The organism is Micromonospora coxensis, from assembly GCF_900090295.1.
In the GTDB taxonomy this organism is placed as follows: Bacteria; Actinomycetota; Actinomycetes; order Mycobacteriales; family Micromonosporaceae; genus Micromonospora; species Micromonospora coxensis.
This window is the reverse complement of sequence record NZ_LT607753.1, coordinates 1,843,867-1,863,323: the sequence shown is the minus strand read 5'-3', so window position 1 is coordinate 1,863,323 and position 19,457 is coordinate 1,843,867. Positions and strand designations below refer to the sequence as shown.

General features: G+C 75.4%; 18 protein-coding genes. 6 read left to right on the top strand and 12 right to left on the bottom strand.

Annotated elements, in window-relative coordinates; translation table 11 throughout:
* Positions 1 to 126 precede the first annotated feature (126 nt).
* Entirely contained in the window at positions 127 to 528 is a 402-nt protein-coding gene (locus tag GA0070614_RS08180; protein ID WP_408630741.1) for an RDD family protein, read from the top strand.
* Between the two features lie 59 nt (positions 529 to 587).
* Here GA0070614_RS08180 and GA0070614_RS08175 read toward each other — a convergent pair whose 3' ends face one another.
* Entirely contained in the window at positions 588 to 1,277 is a 690-nt protein-coding gene (locus tag GA0070614_RS08175) for a DUF4191 domain-containing protein (protein ID WP_088975380.1), read from the bottom strand.
* Positions 1,278 to 1,473: 196 nt separating this feature from the next.
* Between GA0070614_RS08175 and GA0070614_RS30520 the strand changes: the two genes are divergently transcribed.
* On the top strand, positions 1,474 to 1,644 hold the full coding sequence (locus tag GA0070614_RS30520; RefSeq protein WP_172892394.1) for a hypothetical protein: 171 nt from the start codon (positions 1,474 to 1,476) through the stop codon (positions 1,642 to 1,644).
* Positions 1,645 to 1,850: 206 nt separating this feature from the next.
* The gene (locus GA0070614_RS08170; RefSeq protein WP_088979317.1) at positions 1,851 to 4,745 is read left to right on the top strand and encodes a helix-turn-helix transcriptional regulator; all 2,895 of its coding nucleotides are present in this window, start codon (positions 1,851 to 1,853) and stop codon (positions 4,743 to 4,745) included.
* Positions 4,746 to 4,847: 102 nt separating this feature from the next.
* Here the strand turns inward: GA0070614_RS08170 and GA0070614_RS08165 are convergent, their stop codons facing one another.
* Together GA0070614_RS08165 and lipA are read right to left on the bottom strand one after the other, a co-directional pair.
* The gene (locus GA0070614_RS08165) at positions 4,848 to 6,491 is read right to left on the bottom strand and encodes a hypothetical protein (protein ID WP_088975379.1); all 1,644 of its coding nucleotides are present in this window, start codon (positions 6,489 to 6,491) and stop codon (positions 4,848 to 4,850) included.
* A gap of 62 nt (positions 6,492 to 6,553) precedes the next feature.
* Positions 6,554 to 7,600 carry a lipoyl synthase gene (gene lipA, locus GA0070614_RS08160; RefSeq protein WP_172892392.1) on the bottom strand — a complete coding sequence of 349 codons (1,047 nt, stop codon included), beginning with the start codon at positions 7,598 to 7,600 and terminating at the stop codon, positions 6,554 to 6,556.
* A 360-nt stretch (positions 7,601 to 7,960) separates the two neighbouring features.
* On the opposite strand from lipA, the gene aspS reads away from it, so the two are divergent.
* Complete coding sequence (gene aspS / locus GA0070614_RS08155; protein WP_088975377.1) at positions 7,961 to 9,247, top strand: aspartate--tRNA(Asn) ligase; 1,287 nt, start codon at positions 7,961 to 7,963, stop codon at positions 9,245 to 9,247.
* Positions 9,248 to 9,361: 114 nt separating this feature from the next.
* On the opposite strand, the gene GA0070614_RS08150 is transcribed toward aspS, so the two are convergent.
* The 6 genes from GA0070614_RS08150 to GA0070614_RS08125 form a co-directional block, all read right to left on the bottom strand.
* Positions 9,362 to 9,985 carry a TetR/AcrR family transcriptional regulator gene (locus tag GA0070614_RS08150; RefSeq protein ID WP_088975376.1) on the bottom strand — a complete coding sequence of 208 codons (624 nt, stop codon included), beginning with the start codon at positions 9,983 to 9,985 and terminating at the stop codon, positions 9,362 to 9,364.
* 14 nt (positions 9,986 to 9,999) lie between these two features.
* Positions 10,000 to 10,674 carry a DUF4166 domain-containing protein gene (locus tag GA0070614_RS08145; RefSeq protein ID WP_088975375.1) on the bottom strand — a complete coding sequence of 225 codons (675 nt, stop codon included), beginning with the start codon at positions 10,672 to 10,674 and terminating at the stop codon, positions 10,000 to 10,002.
* Positions 10,671 to 11,375, bottom strand: coding sequence for an SRPBCC family protein (locus tag GA0070614_RS08140; RefSeq protein WP_088975374.1), 705 nt, complete (start codon positions 11,373 to 11,375; stop codon positions 10,671 to 10,673). Before GA0070614_RS08140 ends, GA0070614_RS08145 begins: the two co-directional genes overlap by 4 nt.
* A gap of 159 nt (positions 11,376 to 11,534) precedes the next feature.
* Positions 11,535 to 11,927 carry a VOC family protein gene (locus GA0070614_RS08135; RefSeq protein WP_088975373.1) on the bottom strand — a complete coding sequence of 131 codons (393 nt, stop codon included), beginning with the start codon at positions 11,925 to 11,927 and terminating at the stop codon, positions 11,535 to 11,537.
* Positions 11,928 to 11,939: 12 nt separating this feature from the next.
* Positions 11,940 to 12,581 carry a lipoyl(octanoyl) transferase LipB gene (gene lipB / locus GA0070614_RS08130; protein WP_088975372.1) on the bottom strand — a complete coding sequence of 214 codons (642 nt, stop codon included), beginning with the start codon at positions 12,579 to 12,581 and terminating at the stop codon, positions 11,940 to 11,942.
* Between the two features lie 52 nt (positions 12,582 to 12,633).
* Positions 12,634 to 14,457 (bottom strand): glycosyltransferase family protein, encoded by a 1,824-nt coding sequence (locus GA0070614_RS08125; RefSeq protein ID WP_172892391.1) that lies wholly within the window; start codon positions 14,455 to 14,457, stop codon positions 12,634 to 12,636.
* Between the two features lie 190 nt (positions 14,458 to 14,647).
* On the opposite strand from GA0070614_RS08125, the gene GA0070614_RS08120 reads away from it, so the two are divergent.
* On the top strand, positions 14,648 to 15,874 hold the full coding sequence (locus GA0070614_RS08120; protein ID WP_088975371.1) for an extracellular catalytic domain type 1 short-chain-length polyhydroxyalkanoate depolymerase: 1,227 nt from the start codon (positions 14,648 to 14,650) through the stop codon (positions 15,872 to 15,874).
* A 100-nt stretch (positions 15,875 to 15,974) separates the two neighbouring features.
* Here GA0070614_RS08120 and GA0070614_RS08115 read toward each other — a convergent pair whose 3' ends face one another.
* Both GA0070614_RS08115 and GA0070614_RS08110 read right to left on the bottom strand, forming a co-directional pair.
* Entirely contained in the window at positions 15,975 to 16,874 is a 900-nt protein-coding gene (locus tag GA0070614_RS08115; protein WP_088979315.1) for a TIGR01777 family oxidoreductase, read from the bottom strand.
* Positions 16,875 to 16,927: 53 nt separating this feature from the next.
* Complete coding sequence (locus tag GA0070614_RS08110; RefSeq protein ID WP_088975370.1) at positions 16,928 to 17,935, bottom strand: aldo/keto reductase; 1,008 nt, start codon at positions 17,933 to 17,935, stop codon at positions 16,928 to 16,930.
* 54 nt (positions 17,936 to 17,989) lie between these two features.
* Between GA0070614_RS08110 and GA0070614_RS08105 the strand changes: the two genes are divergently transcribed.
* Positions 17,990 to 18,367 carry a MerR family transcriptional regulator gene (locus tag GA0070614_RS08105; RefSeq protein ID WP_088975369.1) on the top strand — a complete coding sequence of 126 codons (378 nt, stop codon included), beginning with the start codon at positions 17,990 to 17,992 and terminating at the stop codon, positions 18,365 to 18,367.
* A 16-nt stretch (positions 18,368 to 18,383) separates the two neighbouring features.
* Here GA0070614_RS08105 and GA0070614_RS08100 read toward each other — a convergent pair whose 3' ends face one another.
* A complete protein-coding gene (locus GA0070614_RS08100; protein ID WP_088975368.1) occupies positions 18,384 to 19,298 on the bottom strand; it encodes a TIGR03621 family F420-dependent LLM class oxidoreductase in 915 nt (304 codons plus the stop codon).
* Positions 19,299 to 19,457 lie beyond the last annotated feature (159 nt).

The window sequence follows — 19,457 nt, the reverse complement described above, 5'->3', positions numbered from 1 at the left end:
ATCGCAGATTGATGTGGTTGGCCCGATTCCTCGACCCGCGCCGACGACCCGGTCGGACCGTGACGGACACCCCGGGCGACCGCCTCCGGCCGGGCCCCGGACCCCGTCCTCGCTACCCTGACCGCTGTGAGCAACCCCGCCGCCGTACCGGTGCCGCCCGCCGCGGACCCCTCCTTCACCCCGCCGAGCCTCGGTCGTCGCTTCGGCGCGCTGGTGATCGACTGGGTGCTCTGCCTGCTGGTGTCCAACTTCTTCGCCGACCCGGTGCGCGACGGCTGGGCCCCGGTGCTGGTGCTGATCGTCGAGTACGGCTTCTTCCTCGGCCTGTTCGCCCAGACCCCCGGCATGTGGATCACCCGGATCCGCTGCGTGGCCTGGGTCGACGGCGGCCGGATCGGGCTGGCCCGGGCCCTGCTGCGCGGCCTGCTGCTCGCCCTGGTCGTGCCCGCCCTGCTGATGGACGCGCACCGTCGGGGCCTGCACGACCGCCTCACCGGCGCGGTCGTCGTCGCCGCCCCCCGCCCCTGAGGCGCACGTACGGAAGGAGCCGGGCCCGACCGGGCCCGGCTCCTCGCGTACGTCTCGGGTCAGCGGCCCCGCGACTGGCGGAACGCGCCGCGCGGCGGCCGCATGTTCTTCGGGATCGCGCCCTTGGGCATCTGCGGCCGGGCGGTCAGCGCCTTGAGTCGCTTGTCCAGCGAGTTGACGTCCTTGCCGCTGAGGGCGCGCGGCAGCCGCATCAGGGTCATCCGCAGCTTGCGGACCGGCAGCTCACCCTCGCCCTGGCCGATCACGTAGTCGTGCAGCGGGGCGTTGCCGATCACCTTCGCCAGCCGGCGCTTCTCCTGGCCGAGCAGGCCCCGCACCCGCTGCGGGTTGCCCTCGGCGAGCAGGATCACGCCGGGCCGCCCGATCACCAGGTGGACCATGTCCATCTGGGTGGTCGAGTTGACCGCCGGAGTGACCCGCCAGTCGCCGCGCATGCTCTCCATGATCTGGGCGGCCGCGCCGGGCTGCCCCTCCGCCGCGTTCATCATCGCGGCGTTGGACCGCAGGTTGAGCACGATCAGCACGGCGAGCAGGGTGAACAGGATGCCCAGCGGCAGCCAGAGCCAGCCCCACAGGATCACCGCGACCACGGTGAGCGCGAGCGGGATCAGCACCGCGCCGGCGACCAGCGGCGCGAACCACCTGTCCTGCTTGGCGGTGAACTTGAACACCATCCCGATCTGCTTCAGCCGCTGGCCGAACGAGACCTTCTCCTGGGGCTTTGCCATGCCGCAGAGTCTAGTGGTCGCCGCACGCCCGGTTGATCCGCAGGCCGGCTGAGTACCTTACGTCGCTCCGGTGGCCGGTGGCCGCCCGGGTAAGGAGGGTCGACAGCCGAAGATCAGGCGGCGCACCCATGCCCCGGGGCCACCTTCGCGCGCAGAGTCGGTGTCAGCGAACGACGACGATCCGAAGGAGCCCGACATGTTCGGCAACGACGCAGACTTCCTCCTCTCCCTGCACCGCAGCCACGCGGCCGAGCTGCGGGCCGACGCCGAGGCGGACCGGCTCGCCCGGTCCCTGCCGCGTCGGCACGCCCGCGGCTGGCTGAGCCGACGGCAGCGTCCCGGCCGCACCGACGCCGCCCGCCGGTGACCCCGGCCCCGCCCCCGGCGGCGGCCCCCACCCGTACCGGTGGGCCGACCGCCGCCTCCGGCCCGACCGTGGCCCCGGCCCCACCGGCCGGGGCCACGGTCGTCGTGCCCCCCGCCGCCGGCCCGGCGGCTGTCACCGCACCGACCGCCGACCGGGCCGACCCGCACCGACCGGCCGGCGGGGGCGGCGCCGGGAGCGCACGTGGCATGCTCGACGCCGTGACCGTACGCGCCGCCAGCACCGTCCTCGTCGGCCGGCAGGACGAGCTCGGGTCGCTGCGCGCCGCCCTGGCCCGCGCCCGGGCCGGGCAGGCCGGCACCGTGCTGGTCGGCGGGGAGGCCGGGGTCGGCAAGACCCGCCTGCTGGAGGAGTTCGGCGCCCTGGTCACCGCAGGCGGCGACCGGCTCCTCGTCGGGCAGTGCCTGGAACTGGGCGAGGCCGGCCTGCCCTTCGCGCCGTTCGCCGCCGCGCTGCGCGAGGTGCTGCGCCGCGACGGCCCCGCCGTCTTCTCCGGGTACGAGCCGGAGTTCGCCCGCCTGCTGCCGGAACTGGCCCGGGTGCCGGCGGTGGCCGCCGCGCCACCCGGCCCGGCTCTGTCGGACACCCCCCGGGGCTACCTGTTCGACCTGGTGGGAGAGCTGTTCCACCGGCTCGCCACGGCCCGGCCGCTGGTGCTGGTGATCGAGGACCTGCACTGGGCCGACCGCTCCACCCGGGACCTGATCGGCTTCCTGGTCCGGGCCGCCCGCACCGCCCGGATGCTGCTGGTCTGCACCTACCGAACCGACGAGCTGCACCGGGGGCACCCGCTGCGCCCGTTCCTCGCCGAGCTGGACCGGGCCCGCGGCGTCGAGCGCATCGAGCTGGGCCGCCTCGACCGGGACGGCACCGCCGCCATCCTCGCCGACCTGCTCGGGGCCGAGCCGGCGACCCGCGCCGTCGACGACGTGCACGAGCGCACCCAGGGCAACCCGTTCTTCATCGAGGAGCTGGCCGCGGCCGGCGACCCGGTCGGCTGCGCCACCCTGCCGGAGACCCTGCGCGACCTGCTGCTCGCCCGGGTCGACCGGCTCCCCGACGCCGCCCAGCGGGTGCTGCGCATCGCCGCCGCCGGAGGCACCCGCTTCGCCCACCAGCTCCTCGCCGAGGTCGCCGGCCTGCCCGAGCCCGAGCTGGAGGACGCGCTGCGCGCCGCCGTCGCCGCCCAGCTCGTCGTCGCCGATCCGGAGGGCGACTACGAGTTCCGGCACGCCCTGGTCCGCGAGGCGGTCCACGACGAGCTGCTGCCCGGCGAGCACGCCCGGCTGCACGCCCGGTACGCCGCCGCCATCGAGGCGCAGCCGCAGCTCGTCGCCGCCGGTCGCGCCCCGGCCGAGATCGCCCACCACTGGTACGCCGCCCACGACCACCCCCGGGCCCTGCTCGCCGCCCGGGTGGCGGCCCGCGCCGCCGCCGACCGGTACGCGTACGCGGAGCAGAGCCGGCTGCTGGAACGGGTGCTGGAGCTGTGGGAGCTGGTGCCCGACGCCGCCGACCGGCTCGGCATGGACCACCTGGCCGTGCTGGAGGAGACGCTGGACGCGGCCACCACGGCCGGCGACTACGGCCGGGCGATCACCCTCGCCCGGGCGGCGCTGGCCGAGGTCGACGCCGACGCCGAGCCGCTGCGGGCCGCCCGGCTGTTCGACCGGCGTGGCCGGCTGCTGGCCCTGCTCGGCAAGAGCGACGGCAGCGCCGAGCTGCGCGAGGCGTACCGGCTGGCGGCCGGGGTGCCGGACGGCCCGCAGCGGGTCCGGCTGCTCGCCGACATCGCCGCCCACCTGGTCCGGATCGACCCGGAGCAGGCCGCGGCGGTGGCCGCCGAGGCGCACACCGCCGCCGAGTCGCTCGGCGAGGACCTGGCCCTGCTGCCCACCCGGATCGCCATGCTCTGCCGCACCGACCAGGCGCCGGACCTCGGGCTGGCCGAGCTGCGCCGGGCCGAGGCCCGGGCCCGTGCCGCCGGGAACGCCCCGGCGCTGGTCAGCGCCCTGGTCCACCTCTCCGACGTGCTCTTCGAGCTGGGCCGGTACGCCGAGTCGGCCGAGGCCGCCGCAGCCGGGGTGGCCGAGGCGCGCCGGGTCGGCATCAGCCGCTCGACCGGGGCGTACCTGCTGTCGAACCGGGCCGAGGCGCTGATCGCCCTGGGCCGGTGGGACGAGGCCGACGCGGCCTGCGTCGAGGCGTCCCGGATCGACCCGCCCGGGGTGTCCGGGCTGCACTGGCTCCAACTGCGCGCCGGGCTGCGGCTGGCCCGCGCCCACCCGCGCGCCGACGAGCTGGTCGGCCGGGCGCTCGGCTTCCTGGCCCGCCCGTACCTGTGGCCGAACCACCGGCTGCCCCTGCACGAGCTGCGCATCGAGGCGGCCCTCGCCGCCGACGACAAGGTCGAGGCGGGCCGGGCGGCCCGCGCCGCGCTCGCCGACGACCGGCTGCCGCACCTGCCCCGGGAGGGGTGGCCGGTGCTCGCCGCCGCCGCCCGTACCGCCGCCCGCACCGACGACCGGGACCTCGCCGCGTCGGTCGCCGCGCTCGCCGCCGACCTGCCGGCCCGCCACCCGGCGGAGCGGGCGCACGCCGCCCAGGTGACCGCGCTGCTGGCCCCCGCCGGCCGGGCGCTGCCCGCCTGGCAGGCCGCGGTCGAGGCGTGGCGGGCCGACGGCCAGCCGTACGCCCTGGGCCGGGCGCTGCTGGCGCTCGCCGAGGCCGCCGCGGCGGCGGGGGAGCGGGAGCGGGCCGGGGCGGCGGTCGAGGAGGCCACCGCGATCGCCCGGCGCCTCGGCGCGACCCCGCTCGCCGAGCAGGCCGCCGCGCTGGCCCGCCGGGTCGGCCTGCGCGGGGCCCGGGCCGGCACGGACCTGCTCACCGCCCGGGAGCGGGAGGTGCTGCGGCTGGTCGCCGAGGGGCACAGCAACAGCCGGATCGCCGAGCGGCTGTTCATCTCGCCGAAGACGGCGAGCGTGCACGTCAGCCGGATCATCGCCAAGCTCGACGTCGGCAACCGGATCGAGGCGGCCGCCCTGGCTCACCGCCTCGGCCTGCTCGACCCCGACCGCGACTGACCACCGGCGGTGACGACTCCGACCGTGATTGACCACCGGCGGTGACGACTCCGACCGCGACTGACCCGCGTGCCCGGTGCCGGCCCGCCCGAGTCGGTGCGGTCAGCGCGGGGGCAGCCAGATCTGCCAGCCGTCGACCGTCAGTACCCGCGCGCCGGCCGGGGGCCGCCGGTGCAGGGTGGCCGCCAGCGGCGAGCCGACCGGGGCCACGTACGCGGCGGCGTCCGCCGTGGTGACCGCCCGCCGGTAGCCGGGCAGCCGGTCGAAGCCGGGGCGCAGCCGCTCGTCGACGACCGCGCAGACGATCTCCTCCCCGGCGGCGAAGGTGAGCCGGTTGCAGGTCCAGTACTCGCCGTAGACGTGCCGGACGCCCTGCTCGCGCAGCGTGTCGAGCATGGCCCGGTGCCGCCGCGCCTCCGCCCGGTTCTCCGGCACCGTGCCCAGCGTGCCGGCGGTGGCCACGGCGGCGGTGCCGAGCAGGGCGGCGAGGACACCGACCGCCGCGACCCGCACCGGCGCGCCGGTGGGCCGGCGGGCGGCCTGCCAGAGCGGCCAGAGCAGGGCCGGGGTCGAGATCAGCAGGCAGGACAGGTACCGGGAACTCTCCACCGGCGTCCGGCCGGCGGCGCTGCTGACCGTGTACGCGGCAAGCGTCCCGACCGCGCCCGCCACCAGCGCCAGCCGCACCGCCGCCCCGGCCTGCGCCTCGATCGACACCGTCTGCGGGGTGTCGCGGTGTCCGAGGGGCTCCGACACCGCCACACGCCGCAAACGGAGTGGATCACGCGAGGCCGCGCGCAGCCCGCGCCAGGCCGCCAGCCCGGCCAGTGCCAGGAGCACCGGCAGGGCCACCGACCACCACAACTGCCAGCCCGCGCAGTGGCTCGGCGCGCAGAATCCCATGCCCAGGGCCGGACCGAGCACCAGCCCGCCGTGCAGCCGGTCGACCCAGCCCGCCGTGGCGTCCCCGCCGCTGGCGGCGAGCACCGCCGCGACGGGGTTCCGGCCGTGGGCGAGGCTGTGCCCGAGCAGCGGCGCGGCGCCGAGCACCGCCGCGCCGGCCAGCAGCGCGCCGCAGCGTCCGCGCAGCTCCCGCCGGGCGGCGCCGACCAGCACCGCCGCGAGCGGGAGCAGGTACGGCAGCAGCAGCGGGTCGACCCAGACGGTGAGCCCGGCGAGGAACCCGAACGCGGCGAAGCGCCACCGCCGGCCGTCCGGCCGCCCGGCGGCGAGGTCGAGCGTGAGCAGGGCCAGCCCGACCCCGACGGGGTGCAGTTCGGGGTACCCGCCGCCGGCGATGAGCTGGTTCTTGACGATCCGGTCCGAGCCGAGCGCCAGCACCGCGACCACCAGCAGGGCGAACCAGCGGTCCCCGCCGAGGCGACGGGTCAACCGCCAGCTCAGGTACAGGAAGAGGGCGTACAGGGCGAGCAGCGGCAGCCGCAGCGCGAGCCAGGACGGGCCGGCCACGGCGACCAGCGGCGCGGCCAGGTACGCCTCCAGCGTCCCCATGTACGCCTGGCCGTAGAAGAAGACGGGGAAGTCCTCGCCCCGGGCGATATGCAGCGCGGCGAGCCCCATGGTCGCCTCGTCGCTGTTGGTGCGCGGCGTGTCGGCCAGCAGCAGCGCGCACCGGTACGCCACCGCGGCCAGCCCCACCACGAGGGCGAGCAGGCTCGGCGCCGGCCACCGGGGCGTACGCCGACGGGCCGCGTCGCGCGGCTGCGGGCGTACCCCGGTGGTCATGCCTGTGATCATGGCATCCGCGGCCCCGGCGCAGGGCCGGTGACGCGGACGCCGGCGCGGTCTCAGCCGGCGGCGGGAACGCCCTCGCGGGCCGCCAGGGCCTGCTGGTAGAGCCGCCCGGCGCGGTACGACGAGCGCACCAGCGGCCCGCTCATCACGCCGGCGAAGCCGATCTCCTCGGCCTCCTCGCGCAGCTCGACGAACTCCTCCGGCTTGACCCAGCGGGTGACCGGGTGGTGCCGGGGGGAGGGGCGCAGGTACTGGGTGATGGTGATCAGCTCGCAGCCGGCGTCGTGCAGGTCGCGCAGCGCCTGGGAGACCTCGGCGCGCTCCTCGCCCATGCCGAGGATCAGGTTGCTCTTGGTGACCAGGCCGTCGGCGCGGGCCTGGCGGATCACGTCCAGCGAGCGGTCGTAGCGGAAGGCTGGCCGGATCCGCTTGAAGATGCGCGGCACCGTCTCGACGTTGTGCGCCAGCACCTCGGGACGCGACCCGAAGACCTCGGCGAGCTGCTCGGGGACCGCGTTGAAGTCGGGGATCAGCAGCTCGACGCCGCAGCCGGAGCGCAGGGCGTGGATCTGCCGGACGGTCTCGGCGTACAGCCACGCGCCGCCGTCGGGCAGGTCGTCACGGGCGACACCGGTGATGGTGGCGTAGCGCAGCCCCATCGCGGCGACGGACTCGGCGACCCGGCGCGGCTCGTCGGCGTCGAACTCGGCCGGCTTGCCGGTGTCGATCTGGCAGAAGTCGCAGCGCCGGGTGCACTGGTCACCGCCGATGAGGAAGGTCGCCTCGCGGTCCTCCCAGCACTCGTAGATGTTGGGGCAGCCGGCCTCCTGACAGACCGTGTGCAGCCCTTCGCGCGAGACGAGCCCGCGCAACTGGGTGTACTCCGGGCCCATCTTGGCCTTGACCTTGATCCACGGCGGCTTGCGCTCGATCGGCGTCTCGGCGTTGCGGGCCTCGATCCGCAGCATCCGCCGCCCCTCGGGGGCGACCGTCGCGGAGGGCGCTGGCTGCTGAGTCGTCGGCGCGGAGTGCTCGATCGTCACGAAAACGAGCCTACGCCGGTCGGTGGCGGTCGATGAACGGCGGGCGACCGGCGTCACGCCGCAGATTCTGTGACACCGGACACCGAGGCCGGGAAAATTGTCGTCACAGTGCGCGGGATCCGGTGCTAACCTCCCCCGCAAAGCTGTGACGGAGCCGAGTAGCGCGCCGATCCGCCAGCGCAGAGAGCCGCCGGTTGCTGGAAGGCGGTCTGGCGCCGGAGCGTGAAGACCCTCCCGAGCCGCGGGAAGAACGGCGCGCCCCGCGCGCCCAGTAGAGCCCGCCCGGCTGGCCCCGGTGACCAGGCGACGAACGAGGCCCCCGCCCAGGCGGGGGCGAAGGTGTGGTGGCACCGCGAGGTTCCCGCTCGCCCACACCTCCCGGGGATCGCGTTGCGATTGATCGAGGAGGTAACCGCCGTGCAACGCATCCTGTCCTCCCAGCTCCCCGCCCACGTCGGCGAGACCGTGACGATCGCCGGCTGGATCCACCGCCGCCGGCTGCTCAAGTCGGTGGCCTTCCTGATCGTGCGGGACGCCGCCGGCCTGACCCAGGTGGTGGTCACCGACGCCGCCGTGCGCGGGCAGGTCGAGGCGCTCACCGAGGAGACCGTCGTCGAGGTCGTCGGCACGGTCGTCGCGAACGCCACGGCGCCCGCCGGGGTCGAGCTGACCGGCCCGACGGTACGGCCGCTCGGCCCGCCCGCCGTGCCGCCGCCGTTCGACCTGTACCGGCCGGCGCTCGCCGCGACCCTGCCCACCCAGCTCGACCACGCGCCCGTGGCTCTGCGCCACCCGACCCGTTCGGCGGCGCTGCGCGTCTCGGCGGCGGCGGTGGCCGGGTTCCGCGCCGCGCTCGACGCCCGCGACTTCACCGAGATCCACACCCCGAAGGTGGTCGCGTCGTCCACCGAGAGCGGGGCGAACGTCTTCGCGCTGGACTGGTTCGGCCGGCCCGCGTACCTGGCGCAGTCGCCGCAGTTCTACAAGCAGCTCATGGTGGGTGTCTTCGAGCGGGTGTACGAGGTGGGTCCGGTGTTCCGGGCCGAGCCGCACGACACCGTCCGGCACCTGGCCCAGTACACCTCCCTCGACGCCGAGCTGGGCTTCGTCGCCGACCACCGGGACGTGATGGCCGTGCTGCGCGACACGCTGGCCGTGATGCTGGGGACGGTCGCCGACCGGGCCGGGGGCGCCGTCTCGGCGCTCGGCCTCGACCTGCCGGAGGTGCCGGCGGAGATCCCCGCCGTGCACTTCACCGAGGCGCTGACGATCGCCGGCGCCCCGGCCGACGAACCGGACCTCGCCCCCGCGCACGAGCGGGCGCTGGGGGAGTGGGCCCGGGCCGAGCACGGCTCGGAGTTCCTCTTCGTCACCGGGTACCCGATGGCGAAGCGGCCCTTCTACACCCACCCGGACCCGGCCCGGCCGGCGTACTCCAACGGCTTCGACCTGCTCTTCCGGGGCGTGGAGCTGGTCACCGGCGGGCAACGACTGCACCGGTACGACGACTACCTCGCGGCCCTCGCGGCGCGCGGCGAGCCGGTCGAGCCGTACGCCGGCTACGTCGACGCGTTCCGGCACGGCATGCCCCCGCACGGCGGCTTCGCGATCGGCCTGGAACGCTTCGTCGCCCGGGTGGTCGGCGCGGCGAACGTGCGGGAGGTGACGGCCTTCCCGCGTGACCTGCACCGCCTCACCCCGTGACCCGCTGACCCTCGCGCCGACCCGCCCCTCGCGCTGTCGATCAAGAAGGGTGCGTCCGGATCGGAGACCGGGAACGATGCGGACTTCTTGATCGACCGGCGTGCTCGGGGCGGGTCAGGTGTGCGGGCGGAGCTTGGCGCGCAGGGCGCGGCGGGCCAGCGGGCCGAGGTCGTCGAGGACCTCGACCAGCACCGCCAGCCGCTCCAGGGCGGCGAGCGCGTCGTGGGCGCCGGCCGGGTCGACGCCCTCGAAGAGTTCCAGGCCGACGAAGGCGGCGGAGACGGCCCGGGCCAGGCCGGCCGGGTCGGCGACCGGTGCGGCCGGGGAGTCGCGCAGCAGGCGGCGCAGCACCGACTCGATCTCCGCCGTCCAGAGCCCGAGGGCGGTGGCGGTCGGTCCGGTGAGCCTCGGGTCGGTCTGCGCCCCGGCGAGCAGTTGGGCCAGCACCGCCACGTTGCCCTGGGTGCGTTCCTGCTCGTGCAGCACCCGCCCCACGTCGAGCAGTTCGCGCAGCGACCGCACCTCGGCGAAGCGTTCCCGGTAGGCGGCCACCCGGGCCTCGGTGGCGCTGCGGCAGGCCTCGGCGAGCAGGTCGTCGACGGTGCCGAAGTGGTAGAAGACCAGGGCCTGGTTGACCCCGGCGGCTGCCGCCACGGTACGGGCGGAGACACCCGCGATGCCGTGGGCGCGGATCGCCGCGAGCGCGCCGTCGATCAGTTTCTGGCGGGTGCCGGCCATCGGGGTCCTCTCGGTCATTCCCGGGGATTCTCCCGCAGCGGTCGTACGGCGGCCGGCACCGGTGCCCCGCCGGACGGGACGTACTGCACGGTGAAGCTGCCCGAGTAGCCGAAGAGCGGTCCGAAGCGGTGGTTGGTCACCGACACCTCGATCCGGAACCGGTCGGCGCGCTCGTCGTACCACTCGCGCAGCCGCGCCTCGCCGGTCAGCGCCGGCGGGCAGGGCACGCCGCCCCGGATCCGCTGCGCGCCGCTGCGGACGGTCAGCGCGCCGGCCGCGTCGACGGCGAGGTGCAGGTCGACCGCGAGGTGCTGGTGGGTACCGAGGTAGTCGACCAGCACGCCCCGGCGTTCGCTGAACACCATGGTCGCGTCGAAGCGCCGCCGTCGGTGCGCCGCCGTCCGGAAGGTGCGCACGAACGTCAGGGTGGGGCGGCCGTACGAGTCGGTGTAGGCCCAGTTCTCGATGGTGAAGGGCACGTCGACGCCGGTCTCGGGGAACAGCACGTGCCGCAGGGTGCCCAGCCGCAGGAACGGCACGGTGAAGGCGGCGCCCCGCCAGATCCGGTCCATCACCCCGGTGCCCACGCAGCCGGCGTCGGCGGCGCCGTCGACGCCGAAGCGGCGTCGCAGCTCCGGGTGGAGCCGGTCGAAGTCCGCGCCGAGGGCGCGCTGGAAGACGGAGGTCACAGTCGCTCCAGAACAGACGGCGGACGGGCGGCGAGCCGGTCCGGGGGGTGGCGGCGGCAACGGCGGGCGGCCGGGGTGTCGGGGCGGGGTGGCAGCGCCAGCGCGCCCGTCGTCGCGGCGAGCGACGCGACGACGGCGGTGACCGGGCCGGCGACGGCGCCGAGCGCGGCGACGCCGACCACCGCGAGGGCGCGCAGCGTCACCTCCCGTACCGCGTTGGCCCGGGCCCGCTCCGGGGGTACGCCCCGTTCCAGCCAGAGCCGCAGCCGGTCGAACGACCATGCGGTGGCCCAGCCGAAGAGCGGACGGAACGCCAGGTCCACCAGGCGGCCGGGCCGTCCCCAGCGTGGCGTGTACGCGTAGCCGGTGAGGAACCGCACGCCGGCCGGGCCCGGCACGTAGCGCCAGTAGCCCGAGCCGGCGGCGATCAGCGAGCGAGGGTCGTCGGAGCCGAACCGCAGCGCCGACGTGCGGCTGCCGTCCGGGCGGCTGCGCTCGCCGGCGTGCACGCCGTACCCGCCGATCTCGACACCGGGCAGCACCGTCGTGGCGTACCGGAACCGGGCCGGTGAGCTGCCCGGGACCGGGTCGATACGACCGAACCGCACGTCCCACCGGCGATGTGCCCCAGGGTCCTGGGTCGCCCGCCAGATCCGCTCCACCGGCGCGTCGATCAGTGTCTCCACGTAGATGCCCGACATCGCCGGCCCCCGTTCTTGAGCGGTCGCTCAAAACGAAGGGTATCGGTGTTTGAGCACTCGCTCAATCCCTCTCGTGGGGGAGTCGCGCGCGAAGGTCGAGCCGACTGTCGCCCCGGTCGGGGCGTCGAGGGGCGCACCCGCGGAACGGGCCGGCGTCGGTCAGGCCGGGCCGAGCAGGTCCCAGCGGTTGCCGGCGACGTCGACGAAGACCGCCACCCGGCCGTACGGCTCGGTGCGCGGCGGCTTCACGAACTCCACGCCCGCCTCGACCATCCGCCGGTGCGTGGCGTCGACGTCGTCGACCTGGAGGAAGAAGCCGACCCGGCCGGCGACCTGGTCACCGACGGCGGCCTGCTGCCGCTCGCCGTCGGCGCGGGCCAGCAGCAGCCCGGTCCCGCCGCCCGGCGGGCGCACCACCACCCAGCGCTTGGGGCGGCCGTCGTCGGTCAGCGACGGCGAGTCCTCGACCAGTTCGAAGCCGAGCACGTCGGTGAAGAAGGCGATCGCCGGGTCGTACTCGGCGACGACCAGGGTGACGAGATCCAGCCGCATCCGACGACGGGCTCAGGCGGCGACGATGGTGGGCAGGCGGCGCTCGACCACCGGCAGCACGTCGGCGACGGTGACCGGGCGGCCCAGTTCGGCGGTGAGCGAGGTGACCCCGGCGTCCCGGATGCCGCAGGGCACGATCCGGTCGAAGTACGTCAGGTCGCAGTCGCAGTTGATCGAGAAGCCGTGCAGGGTGACCCCACGGGCGACCCGGATGCCGATGGCGGCCACCTTGCGGGCCGGGCCCCGGTCGTCCTCGGGCACCCAGACGCCGCTGCGCCCCTCGACCCGGCCGGCGGTCAGCCCGAACTCGGCGCAGACGTCGATCAGCACCTGCTCGGTGCGGCGCACGTACGCGACCACGTCCACCGGGTCGGGGAGCTTGACGATCGGGTAGCCGACGAGCTGCCCCGGGCCGTGCCAGGTGATCTTGCCGCCGCGGTCGACGTCGATCACCGGGGTGCCGTCCATCGGCCGGTCCCACGGCTCGGTGCGCTTGCCGGCGGTGTAGACGCTCGGGTGCTCCAGCAGCAGCACCGTGTCGCCCTGCTCGCCGGCCACCACCGACTCGTGCAGCCGCCGCTGCTCGTCCCAGGCGGCCTGGTAGTCGAGCACCCCGGCCTTGACGGCCGTCAACCCGGAAGTCGTCGCAGTCACCCCACCAGCCTAGACCCGTCACCCTGCGCCGTCGGAGGTGACACTCGTCGCGTCAGGTGGCGGGGACCTTCCACAGCCAGACGTCGTCGACCCGCTGCGGCTCGCCGAGCAGGGCGGTCACCGTGCGGCGCAGGGCCTCCTCGTCCAGGTCGTACTTGGCGCCGTGCACCTCGTCGGGCAGCACGACCACCTCGACACCCCAGTACCGCAGGTCGTCGCGGACGAGGCGGACGCTGCCCTCGGTGACGATCGGCACCAGGCCGGTCCGGCCGGCCTGGTCCAGCAGGGTGTCGAAGGTGCGCGGCGGCGGGCCGATCCGGCCCCGGCCGTCCGGCCCGCCGGGGCCGAGGAAGAACCCGGCCGGGATGCGGAACTCGCCCTGCCGGTGGGCCAGCGCGTGCGCCTGCCAGCGCTGCCCGTCCGGGGTGACGTCCAGGGTCAGCGGGACCGGGGTGAGCACCCCGCCCGGGGAGACGTACTGCCGCCAGGTGCCCGCCGCGATGAACTCCGGGACCGGCGGACGGGCGCTGGTCAGCAGCGGTGTCGGCAGCAGCGGCAGCAGCGCCGCCGCGAACCCGGCCGCCCACGCAGCGCGGGCCCGGCGGCCCGGCGGCGCGGCCCGGAGCCGGTCGATCGTGTACGCCAGCAGCACGCCGACCACCGGGGTGACCACCAGCGCCAGCCGGGCCGGCAGCGCGGCGTTGACCACCGGCAGCCCGTCGAGCAGGGCGAAGGGGAGCGTCTGCCCGGTACGCCGCCCGGCCCAGGTGGCCTGCGGCCCCCAGGAGAGCACCGCGAAGACGGCGGCGGTGACGCCCAGCGCGACGAGGGTGGCCCGGCGGCGCGGCGCGGCGGCCCGCCACAGCGCCCCGAAGCAGACGACGGCGAGCAGCAGCAGCGGCAGCCCGAAGAACGAGTTCTCCTCGGTCGGGTTGGGCGCCAGCGTGGTGTCCAGCCCCACCGCCCCGGCCAGCGACCGGTCCGGGTACGCCCCGAACGCGGCGACGTCCTCGGAGTGGATCACCGGGTCGAAGCCGGTGCCGTGGAAGCGCTGCGGACCGGCGAAGTGCAGCCAGAGCGGGTACGCCAGCAGCACCCCGGCCACCAGCGCGGTCACGCCCAGCCCGCGCAGCAGGTCCGGCAGGGCGGCGCGGGCCTCGGCCCGGCGGGCCGGGTGCAGCGCCCAGGCGGTGAGGAAGACGCCGAGCGCCAGCGCGGTGAAGAAGAGCCCCTCGGCGGCGATGGAGAAGGCGACCGCGACCAGCACCCCGAGCACGATCCCGCCGCGCAGCCACCGGCCGGGCCGGCGCAGCGCGAACACCGCCCACACCAGCAGCGGCACCAGCCAGCCGGCGGTCCAGTTCAGGTGGGCGTTGGCGTGCGACACCATGCCGGGGGAGTAGGCGACGAAGAGCGCGCCGACCCCGGCGGCGAGCCGGCTGCGCACCAGGTGCCGGGAGAGCAGCCAGTACCAGGCCAGCGCGGTGGCGGCCAGGTTGAGGGTGAGGATCACCAGGAAGGTGGCCGGCGGCCCGATCAGGTACGTCAGCGGCGCGAACACCGCCGCGTACACCGTGATCGAGGTGTTGACCGCGAGGTTCACCCCGTCGGGGACGTTGACCAGTTGGGTGAAGAGCGGGTTCTGCCCGTGGGTGAGCGCGTGCCCGCCGAAGGCGAGCAGCCACTCGAACAGGGCCTGGTCGCTGGCGTTGACCAGGATCACCCGGCTGTTCGGGTCACGCCACAGGCCGCTGGTCACCCAGCCGGCCAGGACGACCGCGACCAGCGCGACGGTCAGGTCGGCGCGGCGACCCCGGCGGGCGACGGGTGTGGCGGCGGGGGGCTGGTCGGCGGCCAGGGTCGGGGAGGTCGGCACGGAGCGGACGTTACCAATCGGACCGGCACGCACCGGGCAGACACGGAAGCCGGACGGCCAGGTCCCCGCGACCCATATCCGGCCGTCGATGAATGTGGGGTCGCCGGCCATGTCATCACCCTGTCGCAGCGACGTAACGTCGCGGCAATTCGGGGGTGACCCAGTTCACATCCGACGTCAGGAGGTCGCCGTGCGCCGCAGCCCATCCATCCTCACCCGACTCGCCGGGGCGGTCGCCGGGGCCGTCCTCGCGGCGACCGCCGTGGTCGCCGTCGCCGCTCCCGCCCAGGCCGCCACCCTCACCCAGGTCACCGGTTTCGGCTCCAACCCCGGCAACCTCGCCATGTACGCGTACCGCCCGGACGGGCTGCCCGCCGGCGCGCCGGCCGTGGTGCTGCTGCACGGCTGCACCCAGAACGCCGCCGGCTACTTCACCAACTCCGGCTGGCGCAAGTACGCCGACCTGTGGCGGTTCGCCCTGATCGTGCCCCAGCAGCCGTCGGCGAACAACGCCAACTCCTGCTTCAACTGGTTCGAGACCGGTGACACCGCCCGGGGCCAGGGCGAGGCGCTGTCGATCAAGCAGATGGTCGACCACGCGAAGACCAACTACGGGGTGGACCCGGCCCGGGTCTACGTCAGCGGCCTCTCCGCGGGCGGGGCGATGAGCGCGGTCATGCTCGCCACCTACCCCGACGTCTTCGCCGCCGGCTCGGTGATCGCCGGGGTGCCGTACCGCTGCGCCACCAGCACCACCAGCGCGTTCTCCTGCATGAGCCCCGGCGTGGACAAGACCCCGGCGGCCTGGGGCGACCTGGTCCGCAACGCCTACTCCGGCTACGCGGGCAAGCGGCCCCGGGTGGCGATCTGGCACGGGACGGCCGACTACACGGTCGCGGTCGCCAACGCCACCGAGTCGCGCGACCAGTGGACCAACGTGCTCGGGGTGTCGCAGACCCCGACCCGTACCGCCTCGTTGCCCGCCGGCACCAGCCTGGAGGTGTACGGCGACGACGCGGTCCGCCTCTACCGGGTCTCCGGCATGGGGCACGGCACCCCCGTCGACCCCGGGTCGGCCACCGACCAGTGCGGCACCGCCACCTCGTACTTCCTGGACACCATCTGCTCGACGTACCGGGACGCGCTCTTCTTCGGCCTCGACGGCGGCGCGACCCCGACCCCGACCGCGACCGCCACCCCGACCCCCACCGCGTCCCCGACCCCGACGCCGAGCCCCACCGCGTCCCCGGTCTGCGTCACCGCCAGCAACTACGCCCACGTGAGCGCCGGCCGCGCCTACCACTCCGCCGGCTACGCCTACGCCCTCGGCAGCAACCAGCGCATGGGCCTCTACAACACCTTCTACACGACCACCCTCAAGCAGACCGCCCCCGCCCACTGGGTCATCGGCTGCTGACCCCCCGGAGGCTTCCCGCGTCGATCATGAGGTTGTTGTCCGCCACCTCGGCGTGTCGTGGCGACAACTTCATGATCGACGCGCTGGGCCCCCTCCGGGGTCAGTCGTTCAGGGCGGCGTGGAGGGCGGCGGGGAGGTGGGGGTGGGTCCAGGGGAAGTGGGCCTTGGTCAGGACGCCGGGGAGGACCCGGGTGCTGGTGAGGGCCTCGTGGGCGAACCCGCCGAGGGCGACCTTGAGGGCGAGCGCCGGGATCGGCATGATCGCCGGGCGGCGGAGCTGGCGGGCCAGCTCCCGGGTGAACTCGGCGTTGGTGACCGGGTTCGGGCCGACCACGTTGACCGGGCCGGCGATGTCCCCACGCTCCAGCAGGAACACCACCGAGTCCAGCCAGTCGCGCATCGAGATCCACGGCAGCCACTGCCGGCCGCTGCCCAGCTTCCCGGCGATGCCGAGCTTGAACGGCAGCAGCTGCGGCTTGAGCAGCCCACCGTCGCGGTGCAGCGGCAGCCCGGTGCGTAGCCGCACCACCCGTACCCCGGCGTCCTCGGCCGGGCGGGTCGCCGCCTCCCAGACCCGGCAGACGTCGGCCAGGAAGCCCTCGCCGGCCGGGGAGTCCTCCTCGACCGCCCGGTCGCCGGTGTTGCCGTACCAGCCGACCGCGCTGGAGTTGAGCAGCACGGTCGGCCGGTCGGCGGCGGGCAGCCCGGCGATGGTGATGGACAGGGTGGTGGTGCTGTCCACCCGGCTCGACCGGATCAGCGCCCGGTACTCGTCGTTCCAGCGCTTGTCGCCGACCCCGGCGCCGGCCAGGTTGACCACCGCGTCCGCCTCGGCCACCACGGCCGGGTCGAGCTGCGCGCCGGACGGGTCCCACCGTCGTTCGTCGGGGGTGCGCGGGGCCCGCCGCACCAGCCGGACGACCTGGTGCCCGTCGGCGGTGAGGCGGTCGACCAGCCGGGTGCCGAGGAAGCCGGACGCGCCGGCCATGAGGATCCGCATGCTCATATCTTCGGGTACGCGGCCCGATCCGGATGCGTTCAGTCGAACCGACCTCAGCGGGCCGGCACCGCGCGCAGCTCGGCGAGGAGCCGCTCCACCTCGGCGAAGGCGTCGGCGGGCAGCGGGCCACGGGCCAGCGTGCCGAGGTTCTCCTCCGCCTGGGCCACCGTCCGGCAGCCGGGGATGGGCAGGGTGCGCGGGCTGCGCGCCAGCAGCCAGCCCAGCGCGCCCTGGGCGAGGGTACGGCCGTCGGCGGTCAGCGCCTCCCGGACCCGCGCCACCCGGTCGGCCCACTCGGTGGTGGGCACCCCGTCGGTGAACCAGGGCAGCCACTCGGGGGCCACCCCGCGCACGTCGTCGCCGCCCCGGGCGGCCGGCGTGCCCTGGTACTTCGCGGTGAGCAGGCCCATCGCCAGCGGGCCCCGGTTCAGGCTGGCCAGGTCGAACTCGTCGCAGACCGCGAACATCTCGGCGTTGTCCCGCAGCACCGACTGGTCGTGCTGGATCGCCGCGCAGTGCGGCCCGGCCGCCGCGAAGGCCCGCGCCGACGCCGGGTCGTCGGTGCTCCAGCCGTACGCCCGGATCTTGCCCTCGGCCACCAGGTCCTCCAGCGTCTCGACCAGGTCGAGCGCCTGCGGCGCCGGCAGCGCGTTGAGGTGCAGCTGGTACAGGTCGACGTGGTCGGTGCCGAGCCGGCGCAGCGAGCCCTCCAGGCTGCGCCGCGCGTACGCCGGGCTGGCGTCCTCGCCGGTGGCCTGCCGGGTGGCCTCGTCGGTGGGGTAGCCGAACTTGGTGGCGATCACCGCCCGGTCGCGGCGGCCGGCCAGGGCCCGGCCGAGCACCCGCTCGCTGTGCCCCGCGCCGTAGTTGCTGGAGGTGTCGAAGAGGGTCGCCCCGAGGTCCAGCGCCCGGTGGACGGTGCGCACCGACTCGTCGTCGTCGACCTCACCCCAGCCGAGCGGTTGGTCCCCGGCCCAGAACGGTCCACCGATCGCCCAGCAGCCCATGCCGATGGCGCTGACCTCGATGCCGCTGCGACCCACTCGTCGTGTCGTCGTCATGGGTCCCACCTTTCAACCTGGAGCGCGCTCCAGGTCAAGCGCTACCCTGCGGGCATGAGCGGATACCCACCCTCGGAGGCCGCCCGGCGCAGCGGCTTCAGCCTCGACACCCTGCGGTACTACGAGAAGATCGGCCTGCTCAGCGGGGTCGGCCGGACGTCCGGCGGGCGGCGGGTCTTCACCGACGACGACCTGGGCTGGCTGGAGTTGTTCCGCTGCCTGCGCGACACGGGCATGCCGATCGCCCAGATGTGCCGCTACGCCGAGCTGGCCCGCGAGGGGGAGCACACCGCCGGGCAGCGGCAGGAGCTGCTGGAACGGCACGCCGAGCGGGTCGAGGACCAGATGGCCCTGCTCCGCCGCCAGTACGACCACCTGCGCGCCAAGATCCGCTACTACGAGGGCGTGACCGGGGCGCTCCCGACCGGCTGACCTGCGACGGCCCGGCTCAGGCCAGTCGGGCGAGCACCGGGGCGAGCGGTTCCCGCGCGTCGGCACGTACCACGAAGCGGGTGACGCCCCAGCGGCGCTCGTGCGCGGCGAGCGCCGCGACGATCTCGTCGACGGTGCCGATCAGCACGAACGGGGTGGCCAGCAGCTCCGGCACGGTCAGGCCGAGCCGGTCCGCCGTCTCCGTGGCGGCGGCCTCCGCGTCGTCGGTGACCACCACCTTCTGCACCAGCGCCTCCAGCGCCGGCGGGTCGTCCCGACCCGCCGCGCCGGTGGCCACACAGGCGAGCTGCGCCTCGATCTGGTCGGTCCGCCACCGCACGTCGTGGGCGTGGCCGTCGGCGAGGGTACGCCCGAAGCCGGTCAGCCCGACCACGTCGGCGTACGCGCCGGCCCAGCGCAGCAGCGCAGAGTTGGCGGTGCCCATGGTCAGCGGGACGCGCCGCTGCACCGGCCGGGGTGAGCGCAGCCGCGCCTCGCGCATCGCCAGCTCGGCGGAGTCCACGCTCACCTCGTCTCCGTCGAGCAGGGCGCGCACGGCCTCGGCGACGGCCACGCAGCGGCGTACCCGGCCGGCGACGTCGGGCCGCTCGCGTCCGACGGCCCGCCACTCGGCGGGGGTGTGACCGGCGCCGATGCCGAGCCGGGCCCGCCCGCCCGAGACGAGGTCCAGGGTGGCCACGTCGGCGGCGAGCAGGATCGGCTCCCGCACACCGGCGTTCGACACGTACGACCCGAGGCCGATCGTCGAGGTGACCGCCGCGGCGGCGGCCAGCGCGACGAAGGGCGAGGTGACGTCGCCGGGGTGGTCGGCGGCGAGCAGCGCGTCGAAGCCGGCGGACTCGGCCCGGCGGGCCAGGTCGAGCCAGCTCGCGGCGTCGGTGGGGGTGGCCTGGAGCGAGAAGGTCGTCACCGGCCCAGCCTCGCGCCGGCGGGCCGGTCGCGGCGACCCCGGACCCGCCGATTCTGCCGAAGGGCGAATCCGCGACCGGACGCCCGGCCCGGCGCGGTGGCGGGGCGACCCCGAACGGATCGTCGATGACGTACCGTCACCGGCCGTCCGCGCCGGGTC

Coding starts and splice junctions, on each gene's coding strand:
- GA0070614_RS08175 (WP_088975380.1), bottom strand. CDS start 1,277: ATGGCAAAGCCCCAGGAGAAGGTCTCGTTCGGCCAGCGGCTGAAGCAG.
- GA0070614_RS30520 (WP_172892394.1), top strand. CDS start 1,474: ATGTTCGGCAACGACGCAGACTTCCTCCTCTCCCTGCACCGCAGCCAC.
- GA0070614_RS08170 (WP_088979317.1), top strand. CDS start 1,851: ATGCTCGACGCCGTGACCGTACGCGCCGCCAGCACCGTCCTCGTCGGC.
- GA0070614_RS08165 (WP_088975379.1), bottom strand. CDS start 6,491: ATGACCACCGGGGTACGCCCGCAGCCGCGCGACGCGGCCCGTCGGCGT.
- GA0070614_RS08150 (WP_088975376.1), bottom strand. CDS start 9,985: ATGGCCGGCACCCGCCAGAAACTGATCGACGGCGCGCTCGCGGCGATC.
- GA0070614_RS08140 (WP_088975374.1), bottom strand. CDS start 11,375: ATGTCGGGCATCTACGTGGAGACACTGATCGACGCGCCGGTGGAGCGG.
- GA0070614_RS08135 (WP_088975373.1), bottom strand. CDS start 11,927: ATGCGGCTGGATCTCGTCACCCTGGTCGTCGCCGAGTACGACCCGGCG.
- GA0070614_RS08115 (WP_088979315.1), bottom strand. CDS start 16,874: ATGCGGATCCTCATGGCCGGCGCGTCCGGCTTCCTCGGCACCCGGCTG.
- GA0070614_RS08110 (WP_088975370.1), bottom strand. CDS start 17,935: ATGACGACGACACGACGAGTGGGTCGCAGCGGCATCGAGGTCAGCGCC.
- GA0070614_RS08105 (WP_088975369.1), top strand. CDS start 17,990: ATGAGCGGATACCCACCCTCGGAGGCCGCCCGGCGCAGCGGCTTCAGC.